General features: G+C 65.6%; 17 protein-coding genes. 6 read left to right on the top strand and 11 right to left on the bottom strand.

The window, feature by feature from the left end:
• The first annotated feature begins 24 nt into the window (after positions 1 to 24).
• The 3 genes from JN280_RS02395 (at position 25) to JN280_RS02385 (ending at position 1,958) form a co-directional block, all read left to right on the top strand.
• Positions 25 to 726, top strand: a complete 702-nt coding sequence (locus tag JN280_RS02395; protein WP_202309939.1) for a VOC family protein — start codon at positions 25 to 27, stop codon at positions 724 to 726.
• Entirely contained in the window at positions 726 to 986 is a 261-nt protein-coding gene (locus JN280_RS02390; protein ID WP_202309938.1) for a hypothetical protein, read from the top strand. The genes JN280_RS02395 and JN280_RS02390 overlap by 1 nt, the downstream gene beginning before the upstream one ends.
• 120 nt (positions 987 to 1,106) lie before the next feature.
• The gene (locus JN280_RS02385) at positions 1,107 to 1,958 is read left to right on the top strand and encodes an alpha/beta hydrolase (RefSeq protein WP_202309937.1); all 852 of its coding nucleotides are present in this window, start codon (positions 1,107 to 1,109) and stop codon (positions 1,956 to 1,958) included.
• A 171-nt stretch (positions 1,959 to 2,129) separates the two neighbouring features.
• On the opposite strand, the gene JN280_RS02380 is transcribed toward JN280_RS02385, so the two are convergent.
• The 8 genes from JN280_RS02380 to JN280_RS02345 form a co-directional block, all read right to left on the bottom strand.
• Positions 2,130 to 2,804, bottom strand: a complete 675-nt coding sequence (locus JN280_RS02380) for a peroxiredoxin-like family protein (RefSeq protein ID WP_202309936.1) — start codon at positions 2,802 to 2,804, stop codon at positions 2,130 to 2,132.
• 227 nt (positions 2,805 to 3,031) lie between these two features.
• Complete coding sequence (locus tag JN280_RS02375; RefSeq protein ID WP_202309935.1) at positions 3,032 to 6,319, bottom strand: adenylate/guanylate cyclase domain-containing protein; 3,288 nt, start codon at positions 6,317 to 6,319, stop codon at positions 3,032 to 3,034.
• Positions 6,320 to 6,404: 85 nt separating this feature from the next.
• Positions 6,405 to 7,826: an MATE family efflux transporter gene (locus tag JN280_RS02370; protein WP_202309934.1), complete on the bottom strand. Its 1,422-nt coding sequence runs from the start codon at positions 7,824 to 7,826 to the stop codon at positions 6,405 to 6,407.
• A gap of 262 nt (positions 7,827 to 8,088) precedes the next feature.
• The gene (locus tag JN280_RS02365) at positions 8,089 to 9,375 is read right to left on the bottom strand and encodes a TRAP transporter large permease (RefSeq protein ID WP_202309933.1); all 1,287 of its coding nucleotides are present in this window, start codon (positions 9,373 to 9,375) and stop codon (positions 8,089 to 8,091) included.
• On the bottom strand, positions 9,372 to 9,902 hold the full coding sequence (locus JN280_RS02360) for a TRAP transporter small permease (protein WP_202309932.1): 531 nt from the start codon (positions 9,900 to 9,902) through the stop codon (positions 9,372 to 9,374). The genes JN280_RS02365 and JN280_RS02360 overlap by 4 nt, the downstream gene beginning before the upstream one ends.
• Positions 9,903 to 9,908: 6 nt before the next feature.
• Positions 9,909 to 10,904, bottom strand: coding sequence for a TRAP transporter substrate-binding protein (locus JN280_RS02355; protein ID WP_202309931.1), 996 nt, complete (start codon positions 10,902 to 10,904; stop codon positions 9,909 to 9,911).
• A 57-nt stretch (positions 10,905 to 10,961) separates the two neighbouring features.
• Entirely contained in the window at positions 10,962 to 11,906 is a 945-nt protein-coding gene (locus JN280_RS02350; RefSeq protein WP_202309930.1) for a hydroxymethylglutaryl-CoA lyase, read from the bottom strand.
• Positions 11,903 to 13,087, bottom strand: coding sequence for a CaiB/BaiF CoA transferase family protein (locus JN280_RS02345; RefSeq protein ID WP_202309929.1), 1,185 nt, complete (start codon positions 13,085 to 13,087; stop codon positions 11,903 to 11,905). Before JN280_RS02345 ends, JN280_RS02350 begins: the two co-directional genes overlap by 4 nt.
• Before the next feature lie 100 nt (positions 13,088 to 13,187).
• Here JN280_RS02345 and JN280_RS02340 point away from each other — a divergent pair, with 100 nt between their 5' ends.
• Entirely contained in the window at positions 13,188 to 14,114 is a 927-nt protein-coding gene (locus JN280_RS02340) for a LysR family transcriptional regulator (protein WP_202309928.1), read from the top strand.
• A gap of 173 nt (positions 14,115 to 14,287) precedes the next feature.
• Here the strand turns inward: JN280_RS02340 and JN280_RS02335 are convergent, their stop codons facing one another.
• Positions 14,288 to 14,845, bottom strand: a complete 558-nt coding sequence (locus tag JN280_RS02335) for a TetR/AcrR family transcriptional regulator (protein WP_202309927.1) — start codon at positions 14,843 to 14,845, stop codon at positions 14,288 to 14,290.
• 89 nt (positions 14,846 to 14,934) lie between these two features.
• On the opposite strand from JN280_RS02335, the gene JN280_RS02330 reads away from it, so the two are divergent.
• Positions 14,935 to 16,077 (top strand): FAD-dependent monooxygenase, encoded by a 1,143-nt coding sequence (locus tag JN280_RS02330; protein WP_202309926.1) that lies wholly within the window; start codon positions 14,935 to 14,937, stop codon positions 16,075 to 16,077.
• Between the two features lie 85 nt (positions 16,078 to 16,162).
• On the opposite strand, the gene JN280_RS02325 is transcribed toward JN280_RS02330, so the two are convergent.
• The gene (locus tag JN280_RS02325) at positions 16,163 to 17,080 is read right to left on the bottom strand and encodes a glycosyltransferase family 2 protein (protein WP_202309925.1); all 918 of its coding nucleotides are present in this window, start codon (positions 17,078 to 17,080) and stop codon (positions 16,163 to 16,165) included.
• Positions 17,081 to 17,128: 48 nt separating this feature from the next.
• Entirely contained in the window at positions 17,129 to 18,139 is a 1,011-nt protein-coding gene (gene galE / locus JN280_RS02320; RefSeq protein ID WP_202309924.1) for a UDP-glucose 4-epimerase GalE, read from the bottom strand.
• Between the two features lie 320 nt (positions 18,140 to 18,459).
• Here galE and JN280_RS02315 point away from each other — a divergent pair, with 320 nt between their 5' ends.
• Positions 18,460 to 18,663 carry a hypothetical protein gene (locus JN280_RS02315; protein WP_202309923.1) on the top strand — a complete coding sequence of 68 codons (204 nt, stop codon included), beginning with the start codon at positions 18,460 to 18,462 and terminating at the stop codon, positions 18,661 to 18,663.
• Positions 18,664 to 18,761 lie beyond the last annotated feature (98 nt).

The following is an 18,761-nucleotide window of genomic DNA, read 5'->3' as shown; positions in this document are numbered from 1 at the left end:
TCCACTCGCAAAGGGAGACACGGAATGTCAGAAAAACTGGGAACCCGTGACGACGCGTCGTCCGCAAGGAGTTTCAATGATGCGATGGGTGTCGGCACCGGTGACATGACGGGAACCCGACATGCTTCCGAGGACGGTGTGCAGCTTGTGCTTCACGGCGTCGACCACACCGCGCGGCCGACATGGAAGCTGAACGAGACGGTGGAGTTCTATCGCGACATCCTCGGCCTGCCGCTCGTTCACGCGATCAGCGCGCGCGGTTGGGGACCGCCGGGCCATCATGACTTCCTGCATTTCTTCTTCGATGCCGGAAAGGGCGCAACGATCGCGTTCTTCTATTACATCGGCAGCGAGCGGCCCGAGAGATACGTGCCCGAAGAGCATCACTTCTACTTCGCGACCCATACGGCCTGGGCGGTGGAAACCGAGGACCAGCTCATCCAGTGGAAGGAGACGCTCGAAAACCGTGGCATCAAGGTTTCGCCCTATACGAAACACGAGATCCTCGAGTCGATCTACTTCACCGATCCCAACGGCTACCCGGTCGAGATCACGCGGCGGCTGAGGGAAACCGAGCTGATCGACGAGGTCGATGCGAGGTTGACGATTCAGGCCGCGCTGGAAATCGAGACAGAATGCCGCGAGGCCGGCCGCCTGATGCCGGACATCGACACCGTCTGGCGTCGCAAGGCCAAGCTGGTCGATGCCTACAGGGAGAGCGCCTGATGATCGAGGTTCATGTTATCGACGTACCTGAGTTTCGGCCGATGGTCGAAACTCAGCGCGACAATCCCGAGGTGACGATTTCGGGCCCGTTGAAGGGTTACTGGACGATCCGGGCACCCACCCAGCTCACCTTCTCCCGGAAGGCGATGACGATGAAGCCGGCTGTCTGGTACGGCATTTTCACAGGCGGGCTCAACGGCGAGATCGCCGAATGGGGGCGGGACGAGGTTCGCGTGATCGGAACGAACAGGCCGCTCTGAGACAAGGATCGTGCGATGCTCCGGATAACGCCGGAAGGCCAAGGCGGCCATCAGGCCTTGGCGCCGGTCCCCTCGCACGGGAGACACTGCGCAGGAAGCGTATCTTAAGGGGAGGAAGTCGTGAAACAGCACTTCGAGGTGCCGACGCAGGAAGGTCCCGTCTCAGGGATCGTCGGCCGCGCATCCGCCGGCTCCGCTCGGCAGCGGAATCTGTTGATCGCCATCCACGGCGGAACATACAATAGTGCGTATTTCGATATTCCCGGGTCGTCCCTGATCGACCGGGCGATGGCCGCCGGGTTCGACATCGTCGCTCTGGATCGGCCCGGCTACGGGACGACCCGGACCCTGGACGACGGGCCCGCGATGCTCGACCGCAATGCGACCCGGATCTCGGCGGTCTTGCCCGAATTGCTGCTCGCCCTCGGTCTGCCGGCTGCGGGCATCGTGTTGATAGGGCATTCGATGGGTGGAGTGATTGCCTCGACCATCGCCGCAAGCCAGCCGAGCTGGACGCTGAAGGGTATCGCCGGGACCGGGTTCGCGCAGCATCTGCCTCGGCACCTTGCCGAGGGGTTCGCCGCTCTGCCTCAGCAGTATTCCGTCGAACTGCCGACGGAGATGAAGGATCAGCTTATGTTCGGCCCGCCGGATACGCTGGACGCGACCATGCCTGGCGCGAGCCATGCCGCGAACACGAGCATGCCTCGGGCTGAAGCAATCGACATTGCCTTCGAATGGGGCGGCCGCGCGCCGGGGATTCTGAAGGGGGTCACCGTGCCGGTCTATTACAAGCTTGCCGAGTTCGAGAAGCTTTGGGACATTGCCGATCGTGAAGCGTTCGCGGGGCTCTATTCGCACGCCCCCGGGGTCGAGACCGGCGTCTTCATCGGGGCCGGCCATTGTATCGACTTCCACAAACGGGGCGCGTCGTTCCACGACGAACTCCTGCGTTTCGCGGCCACGGTTTGACGAAGCCGGCCGCGGATCGCTGACGCCGAGGAAAGCCGATCGACCCGGTTGCGCGTCCCCGCATATCTTCTGCTGTTGTGCGGCCGGGGGGCCGTCGCAGGAATTCCCGAATGCATCGGTCCGGCGGCACGCTCATCCCTGCGCGTCTTCGTCGAGCCTGACAGCGGGTCGCTACACCAGCGCCGCAGCCGACATTAGCTCCTGCGCTCCCGGAGCCTGGAACATCCGGCGGCCGCCGCCGGGAACCTCGGTGAAGCACCAGCGCACGACGCCGTCGCGGTCGAGAAGGAATTCGCCGACGAGCTGGCCCAGGCCGGTCGCTATCATCTTTTCGTCGGCTTCCATGACCTCGTAGCCGTCCTTCTTGTCGAGCGCTGCCGCGGCGTCGAAAGAACCCATGGTCTCGGGCAGTTCGCCAGGCATGCTGACCGGCAGCGCAGCGGCTCGCGCCATGCTGACCTTGTACGGCCAGTCGTCCTCGTTCTCCGTGAATTCGAGATTGGGCAGGCCGAAGGCGCGATGCGAGAGGCGCTCGGGATCGGCGGCAGCCACGAGATTCGGGTGCGGATGGAAGCGGAAATAGAGACGGGCCCGCTCGATCGGCGTGTTGACGACCGTAAGCGTCTCCACGCCCTTCTCGCGCAGGCTCGACCCGAGCTGCGCCATGGCCGCGATGTGGCGCCGGCAGAACGGACAATGCAGTCCGCGAAACAGTCCGACGAGCACGGGTTTCTGCCCGCGATAGTCGGCCAGCGCGATCTTGCCGTCGCGCGTGATGGCGTCGAGCACGATGTCGGGCGCGCGGTCTCCCGGCTGCAGCGGCTTGTCGGCAGGAGATTCGGACATGGCCAGTTCCTCCGTGGCTGGAGCATCGGCCCCGAAAGTGGATGCCGTTTTCGGGAAGATCCGATGCTCGATCAAACAAACAGACAGGGTGGCAGCGCCGACTTGTCGGCGTGTCGGCCGCCCTGAAGCGCGTCGCGATCTTTCAGATTCGCTTTACGCGCTTTAGGTCCTTGTTCTTGCGCATGTCTTTGTCCCGAAAACCGGTTCCCACTTTCGGGAGACATGCTTTAGTCGAGAAACGGCAGCACGACGAACGATCCGGGATCGATACCGTGCTTGGCGCAAACATCCTGCGCCAGGCCGAAATAGCGTTCCGCCTCGTCCAGCTCATCCAGATCGAGGTTGAGCGTCGCAAGGCCATCATAGCATGGAACCAGGAGCTGAGGCTCGCCGGTTTCCCGGGCCAGTTCGAGAGCCTCGGTGTAGCAACGCGACGCCAGATCCGGCTGGCCGTGGCATTGGTGGATCTGTCCGAGCGCGATCAGCGGCACGGCCAGGTGCTCGCGCTGATCAAGCGCGCGGTCGATCTCGATCGCCTCTTGCGCGGCCGGAGCGCCTTCGTCGGCGCATCGATCGGTGAAGGTGCAGGAGGCGACCGCCAGATTGGCGAGCAGCCGCGCCTGGATGCCGAGATCGCCGATACGGCGGGCGACGTCGAGGCCGCGACGGCAGACGTCGATCGCCTTTGCCGGGTCGATTGCGCTGTAGAGAACGCCGAGATTGGTGTAGCCGCGGCAGGCGGCGCGCAGCAGGCCGGCCGTCTCGGCCACCGCCACGCTGTCTTCGACATCCCTCAGGGCTTCGTCCGTACGCCCGAGCCGTGCAAGCGCGGCCCCCCTCGTGTTGAGGGCCTCGGCTCTCGCGCGCTCGGCCTCGAGCCGGATCCCCGCCGGCGTGTCTTCCGGCAGGGACTGGACGACATCGAGCGCCTGCTTCGCATAGCGAGCGGCGGCGCGATGGTCGCCGAGCCGGAACGCCAGTCGCCCGCGCTCCTGGAGGAGATGCGCCTGTTCGATCGGCGCATTCATGCCGTCGAGCAGCGCCGCGGCCTCGGCATAGCGCGCCGCCGCCTGGTCGCGTTTGCCGGCGTCCCACAACAGGCTGCCGATCTTGCGGATCACCCGGGCCGCTCCGACCCGGTCGCCATCGGCGGTCAATGCCTCGAGCACCGACCGGTAGTGGTCATGGGCGGCATCCCGCTTGCCCGCGGGCCCGCATAGGTCGGCGATCCGCTCGCACAGGGCAAGCCGCTGCGACCGATGGGCGCCCCCTTCCGGCAGTACGCGGAGCGCCTGATTGAAGAGGCGCAGCGCGTCGTCATTGGCGTGGATGGCCCGGGCCCGGTCACCCGCCGCGGCCAGATAGGACGCCCCCTTCGCCTTGGCGACGCCGTGGCTGAAATGATGGCCGAGCCGGGTAAGATCGTCGAGCCGGGCCGGGTCGTCGCCGCAGATGCGCTCCAGGGCAGCCCCTATGCGTTCGTGCAGTTCGGTGCGGCGCTGCCGCAGAAGGTTCTGATAGATCACGTCCTGCAGCATGGCCTGGGTGAACCGGTAGGATCGGGCCTCGAGCGGCCCGGCACCCTCGCTCTCCTGGATGACCTCCGCATCGCACAGAAGGTCCAGGCCGAACTCGACATCGGCCGTGCCGGGCGAGATGGCGGCGAGCAGGCCGGCGTCGAAGCGCGGACCGATGACGGCCGCCTGCTGCGCGAGCCTGCGCACCGCCTGCGGCAGCCGGTCGATGCGGGCGAGCAACATCGTCTCGATGCTGGCCGGGATGGCTGCCGTCGCTTCGTCGGCCGTGACGCGCCAGGCCGGGCCGTCGCGCACGATCAAGCCGTCCTCCACCAGGCTGCGAACGATCTCCTCGATGAACAGGGGGTTGCCGCCGGCGCGCTCGAGAATGCGTCGGCGCAGCCCCGCAGAAGAGCTGTTCCGACTCCCGCCGAGCAGCGCGTCCACGAGTGCCTGGGAGGCGTCGGTCCCGAGCGGCGCCAGGCGCAGGGTCGAGTGGCTGATCCGTCCCGAATCGAGCTGCTCCATGTCGAGCGTCGGGCGGTGCGTGACAAGGAGCATCAACCGTCGGCGTTCGAGGCGATCCATCACGAAACGGAGTGCCTCGATCGAAACGGTATCCGCCCAGTGCAGGTCCTCGACAATGATCAGCAGCGGCGACAGTTCCAGGCGCCGCTCGAAGATGGTGCGGATCGCATGCAGGATCTGGCGCCGGAGCTGATCCGGCTCGACATGGCGCAGCGCCCCGGTGGGATCGCCGAGGCCGCAAACATGCAGGAAGAGCGGTGTCATGCGGGCCGCCTCGTCCTGAGCAATCCCGAGATCGGTGAGCGCGGCGACCAGCTTCGTACGCGTCTCTTCGGCGGAATCCTGATCTCCGATGCCATAGGCGCTGCGCAGGATCGCGGCCAGGGCGCCATAGGACTGCTCTCCAAGGGGCGAACAGGTGGCCTGGCGAACCGCCACTGCCGCGAAGCGATCATCGTCGTTGATGCGCGCGACGAACTCCTCGACGAGGCGCGACTTGCCGACGCCGGCTTCGCCGACGAGCTGAACGAGCTGCGCCGCGCCGTCGCAGGCCATGCCGAGCGTGTCGAGCAGGCGCGACAGCTCGGCGTTGCGCCCGACCAGCGTCGCGGTGAGCCCCAGCGCCTCGAGCCCACGGGCCGCGCGCGGCGCCGCGAGCGGTGCCAGCAGCCGATGCACCGGCACGCGGCCGGACTTGCCGCGCAAGGCGACATCGCCGAGCGCCGCATAGGAGAAGGCGTGCCGGGTGAGGCGGTGGGTGAGGGGACCGACCAGGATCTCACCCGCCGCGGCCAGCGCCTGAAGCCGCTGCGCCACGTTCACGGTGTCGCCGGTGACCGAATAGGATTTTGCCCCGCCCGCACCGAATGCGCCGGTCACGACCTGTCCGGTGTTGACGCCGACATGCAGCCGCAGGGGACCATCGGCGGCAAGGTCGAGCCGCTCGCCGACCCGCGCGGACCGGCGCATCATGTCGAGTGCTGCCCGCAGCGCCCGCTCGGGATCGTCCTCATGTGCGGCGGGCGCGCCGAACAAAGCGAGCAGGGCGTCGCCGAGGAACTTGTCGACGAAGCCTCCGAAGGCCTGCACGGCATCGGTCAGTTCCTCGAAAAGCTGGTTCTGCAGGGTCTGCATGATTTCGGGGTCGAGGCGCTCGCTCATGGCAGTGAAGCCGGTGAGATCGGCGAACAGGACGGTGACCGTGCGACGGTCGGCTTCGCCGTCGGACCCCTCGGTTTCGCGGCGCAGGAGAGCTGCGCCCGCCATCTTCGCGGACGGTTCCGGTGCCCGCACGGGCGACTGTTCGGTCGCGGCTTCGCCGCCGATCCGCGATCCGCATTTCGGGCAGAAGGAGAAATCGGGTGCGCAGACGAAGCCGCAGGCGGCGCAGGACTGCGATTGCCGTCTCCCGCAACGGGGGCAGAAGGCAAAGCCGTTCTGAAGCTCGTAGCCGCAGCCTGCGCAGTTCATCGACGCCGCTCGCACCGATGACGATCGCTCGGCAATATAGACGGGTTGAGGGCCTGTTGGCCAGCAACCGGACGTTTCGCTGCCGTCAATGTGCGGTCAGGAGCCTCGATCCCTGAGGCGCCCTGGCCAAAATGCGGTCGCGGCGCAGCCAGCGGAGCAGCAGGAGCATCGCCACCACGATCAGCCCGACCGACAGGCCGATCCAGATGCCGACGCCGCGCATGCCGTAGTGGAAGGCGAGCATCGCCCCGAGCGGCATGCCGACGCCCCAGAAGCCGGCCGCCGCATAAAGCATCGGCACGGTGGTGTCGTGCAGGCCGCGCAGCATGCCTGCCGCCACCGCCTGCGCGCCGTCGGCCACCTGGAACAGGGCGGCGAAGACGAGGAAGCTGACAGCGAGGGCGACGACCGTTGCGTTGGCCGGATCGTGGGTGTCGATGAAGGCGCCGACCAGCGACTGCGGCCATGCGAGCATGACCAGCGCGGTCAGCATCATGAAGCCGACGCCCATGCCGTAGGCGGTCCAGCCGGCGCGGTTGACGCCGGCGCGGTCCTGTGCGCCGTAGGCGAGCCCGACGCGGACCGTCACCGCCTGGTTGAGCCCCAGAGGCACCATGAAGCTGATCGAGGCGATCTGGATGGCGATGGCATGGGCGGCCAGCGACGCGGCGTCAATCAGGCCCATCAGCAGCGCCGCGGCGTTGAACACCATCACTTCGAAGGCCAGTATGCCCGCGATCGGCAGGCCGAGCCGGAACAGGCCCCGGAAACGCGGCCAATCGGTGCGCCAGAAACGGCCGAACAGCCGGTAGCGCCGGAAACGCCGGTCGCAAAGAACGACCGTGGTCAGGCCTGCGAACATCAGCAGATTGGCCAGCGCGGTCGCCAGGCCCGAGCCTGCGATGCCCATGGCCGGCGCGCCGAGATTGCCGAACACCAGCACCCAGTTGCCAAGGGCATTGAAGACGACCGCGCCGAAGGCCACCACCAGCGCCCAGCCGGGCCGCTGCAGGGCGGAGATGAAGGAGCGCAGGACGATATAGCCGTAATAGGGCAGCAGTCCCCATTGCAGCCAGTGGACATAGGTGCCGGCCATGGCCGCCAGCGCCGGCTCCTGGCCCATGGCCGTCAGGATCGTTTCGGTCTGCCACAGCAGAAGCCAGATCGGGACGGTGACGCAGACGGCGATCCAAAGACCCTGGCGCACGGTGCGGCGCACGTCGCGTACGGAATGGCGCCGGCGGCCCAGCTCGGTCGCGATCATCGGCGAGGTTGCCAGCATCAGCCCGAGGCCGAAGATCATCGGCCCGAAATAGAGGTTCGACCCGAGCGCACCGGCGGCGAGCGCCTCCGCCCCGAGCCGTCCCATAACGAGCACGTCGGTCGCGGTCATGGCCGTCTGGGCGAGGTTGGTGAGGACCATCGGCCAGGCCAGCACGAGCGTTGCGCGGACCTCGTCGCGCCAAGAGGTCGCCGACGCTTTCGCGGCGGTGTCGAGCGAAGACATTTTGATCTATCCAGGGGCGAAACGGCCAGGGGCGGCCCGCATTTCGCGCAGTTCCTTCGTGCCGACATATCCCGTTCCGGCACGACAGGACGCTCATTTGGAGCAAGCCAGGGGCAATTACAAGCCCTGGTCGATTGTGCCAGAACGTCGCGCGGGAGCTGAAGAGCGTGGCCTTGGCAGGGGCGCCTGGCGCCACCACCAGTCGTTCCGGAGCGTTGCTGTGGGCCAGTCGGGTTCCGCCAGCATCGTGGGCCATCGAGACCTATCGCCCGAACCCCGCGCTGGTCGGCAGCCACAGCGAAAGCTGCGGGAACGCCCAGAACAGGATGAGCCCGCCTATCAGAAGCGCGACGTAGGGAGCCGACCCGCGAATGATATCGGCCAGCGGCGCGTTGGCTATGCCCTTGATGACGAACAGGTTCATGCCGACAGGCGGCGTGATCAGCGCCAGCTCGAGATTGATCATGAGCAGGACGCCGTACCAGATAGGATTGATATCGAGTGCCAGCATCGCCGGCAGGATGATCGGTGTCGTGATGAGGATGATCGCGATCGTCTCCAGGAACATGCCGAGCACGAATATGGCGATCATGACGACGAGGATAAAGCCCGTCTGGGAGAGGCCGAGGGCGGTGACCGTCTCCATGATCTCCGCCGGCAGGCGGATGATCGTCACCGCATGGCCGAAGAGCCCTGCGCCCGCAATGATCATGAACAGCATGGCGCTGGTGCGCATCGTCTGCCAGGTGCAGTCCCACAGATCGGCAATCGATACGTTGCGATAGACGATCAGGGCGACCGCCAGCGCATAGACGGCCCCGACCGCGGCGGCTTCGGCCGCCGTGAAGATGCCGAGATAGATGCCGCCCAGAATGATCGGGGGCATCGCTACCGCCCAGAACGAATTGAGCAGCGCCCGTGCCACCGCGCGCGTTCCGGGCCACGCCTGCGTCTGCGTTTCGCCGTGCCTGTTGGCCTGCATCCAGGAGAAGACTGCGAAGACGAAGGCCATTATCAGGCCGGGGATCATGCCGGCGAGAAAGAGAGCGCCGATGGATGCGTCCGTAACGATCGCATAGAGGATCATCGGGCCGGAAGGCGGGATGAGAATGCCAAGGGTACCGCCGGCTGCGATGATCCCGTAGGTCTCTCGCGGTCGATACCCGAAGCGTCGCATCTGGGGGATCGCCGTTGAACCGATCGTCAGCGCCGTGGCAACCGAGGAGCCGGAGATCGTCGAGAAGATCGTGCAGGACAGGATGGTGGCGAAGCCCAGGCCTCCCTTCACGTGGCCCACCAGCTTGTTGGCCATGTCATAGAGGTCGTCGACGACCTCCGCCTTGACCATCACATGCGCCATGAAGGCGAACATGGGGATCGTCGCGAGCAGCGGATTGTTCAGGCTGGCAAAGACAGTGTCCGCGATCGAATCGATCTTGCCCTCGAAGATGAGCAGGACAGCGACCGACGAAAGGCCGAGCGCGGCGAAGATCGGCATGCCTGTCAGAAGCAGGATGACGAGGGAAAGGAGGATGAGCAGGATCGTCAAGTCCGCCGCCCCGTAATGTGCTCGAGCAAGGCGGCGAGCGCGGCCACAATGAGCAGCAGCGCACCGACGACCATTGTCGATTGTGGAATCCACATCGGCACCGACAGGTACCCCGTCGAATAGGCGCCGAAAGCCCGCGAGAACAGGACCGTATGCCACGCCGCAACCAGGAGGAGGGCGGAAAAGAGGATCACGCTGGCCAGCGACCACAACTCCAGATGCCAGCGCAAGCGCGGTCCGGCATGGTCGAAGAGCAGGTCGATGCGGATGTGGTCGCCTCGCCGCAAAGCCTCGGCCGCGCCAAACATGACTATGGCCACGACCAGGAAGCCGGTGCCCTCGTCAACCCCCATGATCGGCTTGCCGAGAACGTAGCGGTTGAACACGCTGACAAAGGTGACCGCCAGAACAATGAGGATCAAGGCGGCGCTCAGGGCCCCGCCGATGCGGGAGAGAACCTTCGCGCCTCCTTGCAGAAGCGAGGAGACGCGCCGCGCCTCCTCGTGCGTTGCCGGTTCGCCGGACATCGCGGCCTACTGGATCTTCTCGATGAGACCGAGCAGAGTCTTGCCGTCGTCGCCGGTCTCTTCCGCGAAGCCCTCGGCAAAGGCCGGCTGCATCGCCGCCTTGAATGCCGCGTTTTCCGCGTCGGTGGCGGTATGCACCTTTACGCCTTTCTCCTCCAACTGCTTCGGAGCGTCGGCGGACGCCTGGATCGAGGCATCCAGCGCCCACTGGGCGGCCGACTTGCCGGCCTGATCGAGCGCCGCCTTGGACTTGTCGCTCAGACCGGCGTACCAGGACGGGTTGACGTAGCCATGCAGATAGGCGGCAAGCACCGGGACCACGGTCATGTGGTCCTGCACCTCGTAGTATTTGCGCGAATAGGCGGCCGCGACATCGGTGATCGCCGCATCGACGACGCCTGTCGCCAATGCCTGATACACTTCGCTGCCCGGCATCGAGACCGTCGTCGCGCCCATTGCGGTCAGGCCGCGATCGAAGGCCGGCCCGATGCCACGCATCTTGATGCCACGGAAGTCTTCGGGAGTGACCAGCGCCTTGCCCTTCGAGGTGAACACGCTGACATTGGTCTGGAACATCCAGGCGACGTTCTTCACGCCCTTCTCGAGAAGCTTCTCCTCCAGGAAGGCGGCCGCTTCCGATGTCGGCCATTTCTTCCAGGCCTCGATCGAGGACATGGTGTACGGCCCCACGGTAACGTTCATCAGCGGCAGGGTCTTGCCCCACTGGAAGTTCAACGAGAACGCACATTCGATGTCGCCCTTGGCGACGGCAAGAATGTTGTCATTGGCCTTGACGAGGCTGTCGGCACCAAACACCTGTACGTCGAGCTCGCCCTCGGAGAGTTTTTCGACCTCCGCCGCCCACTGGTCGACGACCTTGGCGATGTGGTGGGCCGGCGGCAGTTGGTGGCTGCAGCGCATCGCGGTTTGCGCGTTGGCCATGCCGACCGCGGAAGCGGAGAGCAGCAGGGCCGCAGCCAGCAATCGTGTCGTTTGTTTCATTTGTACTCCTCCCTAAAGATGATGTTCGGATGTCGGAACGGGGTCTCCGGCCCTCGCTCAGGCCCGCCAGTCAAGCGTCGCAGGCGGGCCGGCGCGCGCAATTCCTCCAAAGAAGCTTTCCCTGGGCATCGCCTTCTCCGCCACGCTTCGAACCGCTGCCAGCGCGGGAAGATCGATACCGGTGGCGAAGCCCTTCGTCTCGCACAGATAGACCAGATCCTCGAACACGACGTTGCCTGTCGCGCCCGGCGCGAACGGGCAGCCGCCCAGCCCGCCCAGCGATCCGTCGAGGATGCGGCAGCCCGCGTCGAGCGCGGCGGAAGCGTTGGCGATACCCATGCCGCGCGTATCGTGGAGATGGATGATGAACCCGCCGTCGCCCACGAGAACGCGCATCCCGCTCGCCAGCCGTGTGACCTGCCGGGGGCCGGCAAACCCGACCGTGTCGGCGATCCCGATCACATCGGCTCCGGCAGACATGCACGCTTCAGCAAGGCGGAGGACTTCATCGGGCTCCACCCTTCCGGCGATCGAGCATCCGAAGGCCATGGCAATGCCGGCATTGATGAGGGCGCCGTGGCCGCGCTCGTCACGCATTCTCGCAACCGAGCGGACGAGACCGATCGCATCATCGCGCGAGCGGCGCATGTTTGCCTGACTGTGCTCCTCGGTCGCCGAAATGACGCAGACGATCTCGTCGACCTGCGTTTCCAGCGCATCGGCTGCGCCACGCTCGTTCAGCGCGAGGGCGGCCGAACGCGCGCCGTCAAGCGTGCCGACCGCCTCGATCATCGCCCGAACGTCTGCGAATTGCGGCATCCGGCTCGCCGGCAGGAACGAACCCACTTCGAAATGCCTTGCACCGGCCGCATGTTCGCGAACGAGCCAGTCCCGCTTTTCTTCCGTGGTCGGCCAGGACTTGACGAGTTGCAACCCGTCGCGCAGGCCAACTTCGCGCAGGCTCACCCGGTCCGGCGGATATGCGGTCCCGAGGCGGCTCATGCTGCGTTCCTCACCGTTCCCCGCGCCTTGCCGATCGCTTCCGCGTCAAGCCCGAGCGCCGACAGCACCGAGGTCGTGTCCGCCCCGAGCGCGGGGACATCGCCTGCCGCATTCATCATCATGCCGTCGACATCGACGGGGAGCGACGGCGCGCGAAAGGTCTGTCCGTCGGGCATTCGCGACGCCGCCAGTCCACCCGGTCGCATGACATGGGGATCGGAGTACATGTCCGAGGGCTTCGCGATTGGCGAATAGGGGATGCCAAGCGCCTCGAAGTTCTCCGAGAGCTCGGCGGAGAGGCGCATGGAGATTGCTGCGGCCACGACCGGTATGGTGCGATCGCGGGCATTGATCTGGTCCATCCGCGTCTGCAGCGCTGGGTCGGCGAGAAGGTCGTCCAGTTCCAGCAATCGGCACAGCGCTGCCCACTGGCTCTCGGTCACTGCCCCGACGAACATCTGCTTTCCGTCGGCGGTGTCGAAGATGTCGTAGACCGGCCACGAAAATGTCCGTTCGGGCATCGGGGGCGGGTTCACGCCCTCCAGTTCGAACTGCACCATATGCTGGGCCACGAGCAGCAGGCAGTTTTCGAACAGGCCGATCCGAAGGCTGCGGCCCTTGCCGGTTTCCTTGCGCTCCATCAGGGCGGCCACGACCGAGAGCGCGCCGAACAGCCCACCCATGATGTCGTTGGCCGAGGAGCCGACGCGCAGCGGACGTCCCGTCGGCCCTGTCATGTAGGCCAGGCCCGTCATCATCTGCACGACTTCGTCGAGCGCCGTGCGGTCCTGATAGGGTCCCGACAGGAACCCCTTGTGCGAGGCCAGCACGAGCCTGGGATATCGGCGACGCAGTTCGTTAGGATCGGCACCCATTCTCGCCAGGGAGGCATCGCGGAAGTTGTCGATGAACACATCGGCGGTCGCCAGCAGCGCGTCGAGCGCCTTGCGGCCACTGTCCGACTTCAGATCGAGCTGGACGGATTTCTTGCCGCGATTGAAGAGCGGGAAGAACGGGCGTCCCATTCCGGTCAGATTGCGGGTCTTGTCGCCCTCCGGTGGCTCGACTTTGATCACTTCGGCGCCGAGCATGCCGAGGAACATGCCGCAGGATGGACCCATGATCATGTGGGTCATCTCGACCACTCTGACACCCTCCAGGGGCTGGAAGTCCCGTTCCATTCACGCCTCCACGATGGCCCCTAGCCTAGCGTTGCCCGAGAGGTCGGAAAATTATAAAGTTTCTAAGCAAACATTCGAAAATCCAGAAAGGTCGCGTGACATGGATTCGCGGCAGCTGCGCTATTTCGCGGCCATCTACGAGCAGGGTACCTTATCGAACGCGGCGGAGACCTGCCGCGTCGCGGTATCGGCGCTGAGCCATCATCTCGCCAATCTGGAATCAGAGTTCGGCACCGATCTCTTCGTGCGCAAATCGCGGGGGCTTCGTCCCACCGCAGCCGGCGAGCGGCTCTACGGGCATGCCAAGGCCATCCTCAAGGCGATGTCCGCGGCACAGAAGGACATCCGCGAAGCCGGGGACGAACTGTCGGGCGACGTGTCGGTGGGTATGGCCTACTCGGCCGTGAAGGCGATCGGCGTCGACCTGTGCCGCCGTATCGTCGACGACTATCCCAAGGTGCGCCTGTCTCTGTCGGAGAGCCTTTCGGGATCGACGCTGCTGCACCTGATGGCTTCGGAAGTCGACCTCGCGCTCGTCTACAATCCGCCGGCCGACCCTCGGCTGAAGACGCAGGCGGTGCTGGAAGAACAGATGGTGCTGGTCGGCACCCGGGAGATCATCGGCGACAGCGATGCTCCGGTTCGTTTCGCCGACATTCTCGACCTGCCGATGATCCTGCTCCGCCAGGGAATTTCCGCACGTGCGCTTATGGACGACACGAACCTGCTCAAGAAGCTCGAGGGGCGCGCCAAGCTGCAGATGAACTCCGTGCATGCGATAGGCGCCTCCCTGGCCGCCGGGCTGGGCTGCGCGATCGGCACGAAGCTGTTCATGTACGAGCATATCGAAAGCGGGCTGCTGCACTATCGGCCAATCGTCGAGCCGGAGCTTTCGCGCACCCTCTACATCTGCGAGATGGCCGACCGCCCGGCTACCTACGCCCTCGAAATGGTGGGAAAGCTGATGGTGGAGCTTGTTCGCGCTGCCGTCACCGATGGCCGGTGGGAGGCACGAATTGTCGACTAGGCGAGGTCGTGCTTATCGCTTGGGGCCCGACGCTGCGCCTTCACAATCGGCAGACCTGGACTACCCGATGTCGCAACATCGGCCCGAACCTCACGACCGGCAACGGACAATCTGAATTGAAAGCGGTCCGCCCTCGCCGAGCCGCCCAAGCCGACGGACGCGGCAGCCTCTGCTTACGGCAGCGGGTCGACGAGATAACGCTGAATGGTCCCGCCGACCATGTCCACCATGGTCGAATGCGGTACGTCTGCGTCCGAGATGCCGAGTACGTAGCGCGCATAGGCCAGCCCCAGGATCTGGGTCGCGATCAGACATGCGCGCTCTCGTGCGCGAGCCGGCCCGGCGACCCGCTCGACCATGGCGCTCACCTGCTCGGCAAGGATCGCCCTCACCCGCGACGCCGCTTCCTGATTGGTTGCGGCGGTCCGGATCAGGACACGTAGAAGGTCATCGTCATGGCCGCCCTCCCAGCGGCGGAAGAAATGGGCGATCAGAGTTCTGCCGAACTCGTCCCGCTTGGTCCTGGAAAGGTCCGGAAACGCCAGATCGATCGATACCGCCTCCGCGAAAAGCTGTTCCTTGCCTCCGAAATAGCGGTTGATGAGGGCAGGATTCACCTTCGCGTCGGCTGCTATCTCGCGAACCGTCGTCCCCTCGTAGCCGTGCTCCGAAAACGCCTTGCGCGCCGCGCCGACCAGCCGTTTCCGCGTCGCCTGCGCATCTCTGATCATTGTCGTCGCTCCGATGTAAACAACTGTTGACTTGCGGCTGGGCCTGGCTTAAGTAAACATCTGTTTACATGCTTGAAGGAGTGTTCGCAATGGCTGTCATCACCGACGTCCTCGTGGTCGGTGCGGGCCCGGCAGGGCTCGCCACCGCCATAGGCCTGGCGCAGAGAGGCATCGATTTCCGTATCGTCGATGCACTGCCTGAGGCGCAGAACACCTCGCGCGCGGCGGTTATCCATGCGGCGACCCTGGAAAGCCTGCGCGGACTGCAGGTCGAAGGCCGCCTCATCGCGCAGGGGATCAAGGTTCCCAATTTCAGAATGCGCGACCGCGACTCCGTCTTGCTGCATGTCGACTTCACCGGTCTCCCCTCGCCGACGCCTTATGCGCTCATGATTCCGCAAGACGAAAGCGAGCGGATCCTCATCGATCGTCTCGCCGCGCTGGGGCACGTTGTAGAGCGTCCGGTTCGCCTTCAAGGCATCGAGATCACCGGCGGGCGGATCCGGGCCGGATGCGTGGGCCCGCACGGTGAATTGGTGATCGAGGCGCGCTATATCGTCGGTGCCGACGGCGAGAAGAGCACCGTTCGTACCCAGGCCGGGATAGGCTTCCCGGGCGAGACATACGGATCGTTCCTGCTCGCTGACGTCAGAATGGACTGGCCAATTGCCAAGGACGAGGTCACGCTGTTCTTCTCCGAGGCCGGAACGTTGGTCGTTGCACCCATGTCGGGTGATCGCCACCGCGTCGTCGCGCAACTGCCGGACGCGCCGTCGGTTCCAACGGTCTCGGACGTCCAGAAGGTGATCGATACCCGCGGTCCGCGGTCGGGAGCGGGGGTGCGTGAAATCCTGTGGGGTTCCCGCTTTCAGGTTCACCACAAGCTTGCCGACCGTTTCCGGGACGGCTCCGTCCTCCTCGTCGGTGACGCTGCGCACGTTCACAGTCCGGCGGGCGGACAGGGTATGAATCTCGGCCTGCGCGATGCAGCCGCGCTGAGCCAGGCGCTGGCCGAAGCCATTCGCAATGGTTCGGATGCCGCACTGGACGGTTATGCCGCTACACGCCGGTCGGCCGCGGCCGAGGTGCTCGCGACGACGGACCGGCTCACTCGCGTCGCGACGCTGTCCGATCCGGCGTCACGCTGGCTCCGCAACCGGGCGATCGGTGCTCTCGGCTTCCTGCCTGTGGTGAGAAGCTACGCCGCGCGGAAACTGGCCGGATTCAGCTGAGCAACGATATCTTCAAGGGAGACTGGCATGGTCGAGCGCTGACAAGTCGCGTTCATGTCGAGGGAACCGTTTGTTGCCTGCAACGTCACCGCCTGAACCTGTCGCGTCGGATCGATGGGTCCAGGCTTAGCCCCGGTCGGCTTTCTCTCCACCACGGGCGCAGATGAAGCCGGGCGCGGGGCGCGAGAAGGATGGACCGCGCCAGATGCCAGGCGAAGCCGGCATAATGGCCGGCGGCGAGCCGGGCGGAGGCCTGCTCGAGCTGCAGATAGGCCGCGAGCTTGCGCCCCGCACCGGCCGGCAGCCGCTCTCCCCGGCCCGGGGCCAGCCATTTGCGGCGCAGGGCGGCGGCCGCGATGTCCAGTTTCGCCGGATCGGGCTTGTGGCCGACCTCGATGTCGGCGCCGATGAAGGGGGCGACCTTCAGCCGGCCGCCGATCAGGCCGAAGCGCAGGAACCAGTCGAGGTCTTCCAGGCGCGGCAGCGTCGTGTCGATCGGGCCGATGGCACGCGCTGTGTCGCGATGCATCAGCATGGTCGAGCCGGGACAGAACCAGCAGGCCGCCGCGAAATCGCTCGCCGATCCGCTTTCAATCGGGATCAATCTCCGCCGCTTGCCGGTGGCGGGATTGCCGAGCACGAAGCCGGTTGCATAGCAGGCAGGCGGCCTGGCCCCGTTGCCGGCCGCATCCGCCTCGGCGAAGTCGAGCTGGCGCGCGAGCTTGCCCGGCAGCCAGACATCGTCGGAGTCGAGAAAGGCGAGCCACTCACCCGCGGCCTCGCGGATCGCCGTGTTGCGGGCCGCGGCGGCACCGCGGTTCTCGGGGTGCCGGATGATACGCACCCGATCGTCCACCTCCGCCAGTGTGAAGGGTGTTTCCGAGCCGTCGTCGACGACGACGACCTCGAGTTCGGCGACATCCTGCGCCAGCACCGACGCCACGGCTCGCGCCGTCTTCTCCTGGCGATTGAAGACCGGAATGACGACGGAGACCTTTGTCATGGCCGTGCGTTCATTCTCACTGCGGCAAGGGGGCGTCGCCGGAGCCGCTCATTCGGCATACCCGTTCGGATTCTTCGCTTGCCAGTGCCACATGTCCTGGCACATCTCGCGCAGGTTCTTCTCCGCCGACCAGCCCAGCAGGGCGTTGGCGTGCGAGGGATCGGCATAGCAGGCGGCGACGTCGCCCGGCCGGCGCCCGGCCACAACATAATCGACCTTGCGGTTCGAGGCGTGCTCGAAGGCCTTGATCACTTCGAGCACGCTGTAGCCCTGGCCGGTGCCGAGATTGACGGCGAAGCAGCCCTGCTCGCCCAGCCGGTCGAGCGCCTTCAGGTGGCCCCTGGCGAGGTCGACGACATGGATGTAGTCGCGCACGCCGGTCCCATCAGGCGTCGGATAGTCGTTGCCCCAGACGCTGAGTTTCTCGCGCCGGCCGGAAGCGACCTGCGCGATGAGCGGCATCAGATTGTTCGGGATGCCCTTCGGGTCCTCGCCGATCAGGCCGCTCTCATGGGCGCCGACGGGGTTGAAATAGCGCAGGATCGCGATGCTCCAGCTCGGATCCGAGGCATGAAGGTCGCGCAGCATCTCCTCGACCACCAGTTTCGTCCGGCCATAGGGGTTGGTCGCCGAGAGCGGGTGGTCCTCCTGGAGCGGCAGCCGCTGCGGATCGCCATAGACCGTGGCCGAGGAGGAGAAGACCAGCCGCTTGACGCCGGTCGCGTTCATCGCCTCGAGCAGCCGCAGCGTGCCGTTCACGTTACAGTCGTAATAGGTCAGCGGCTTCTGGCCGGATTCGCCGACCGCCTTGAGGCCCGCGAAATGGACGACGGCCGTGCAGCCGTGCTGCTTGAGGACGCGTTCCAGGAACGCCCGGTCGCGAATGTCGCCCGCCTCGCTCGCCGGCTTGCGGCCGGTGATCGCCGCGATGCGGTTGAGTGCCTCTGGATGGCTGTTGTCGAAATTGTCGACGACGACGATGTCGTGGCCGGCGCCGATGAGCTCGACGGCCGTATGGGAACCGATGTAGCCGGCCCCGCCGGTGACGAGAATTGACATGCTGATCCGATCCGCTTCCGATGTGAATGTCATGAACTGGCTATATCAGGCGCCGGTGTCTTTCAATGCGCCGCCAGGCAGGCTTGGGTGGCTTCGCCTGCTTGGACTCTTCCGCCGCGGGTTTTCCCATAGGAGATACCTGCCCGGGCCACGCCACCGCCGGGCGGCTTTTCGGGAGCGGGCAACCTGTTCAATTCGTGATGCAAGGCGGCAACCGAAATTGACCGGACGATCCGCAGCGCGTCCGGCATGTGGCGATCCGTAAGGCTGGATTAACCACTGCCGGGCGAGATTACGGAGTGGTTTTTCGGGAATGTCGCATGGGCACGATCACACGGTTCCGCGAACGCAAGGTCTCGGACGAGGGCAGAGCCGAACGGGCCGGCGAGCTGGTTGCCCTGCGCGATATCGATATCGACTGCGTCATCGAAACCGTACGGGCGCTGCGCTCGCTCGACGATCCTTCGTTGCTGGACTGCTTCAATCGAAAGGATCGGGCCCGCCGGGCGCTCGCGGACGACTGACCCTCCTTAAGGCTGAGCCGCAATATGCGATGAACCCTCTTGAGACACGGGAGTCGGGCATTGTATGGTTAGCAAATCAGCAACCAACGCGCCGCCTC

Source organism: Mesorhizobium sp. L-8-10, assembly GCF_016756635.1.
GTDB lineage: Bacteria > Pseudomonadota > Alphaproteobacteria > Rhizobiales > Rhizobiaceae.
This window is presented reverse-complemented; position numbering and strand designations above follow the sequence as displayed.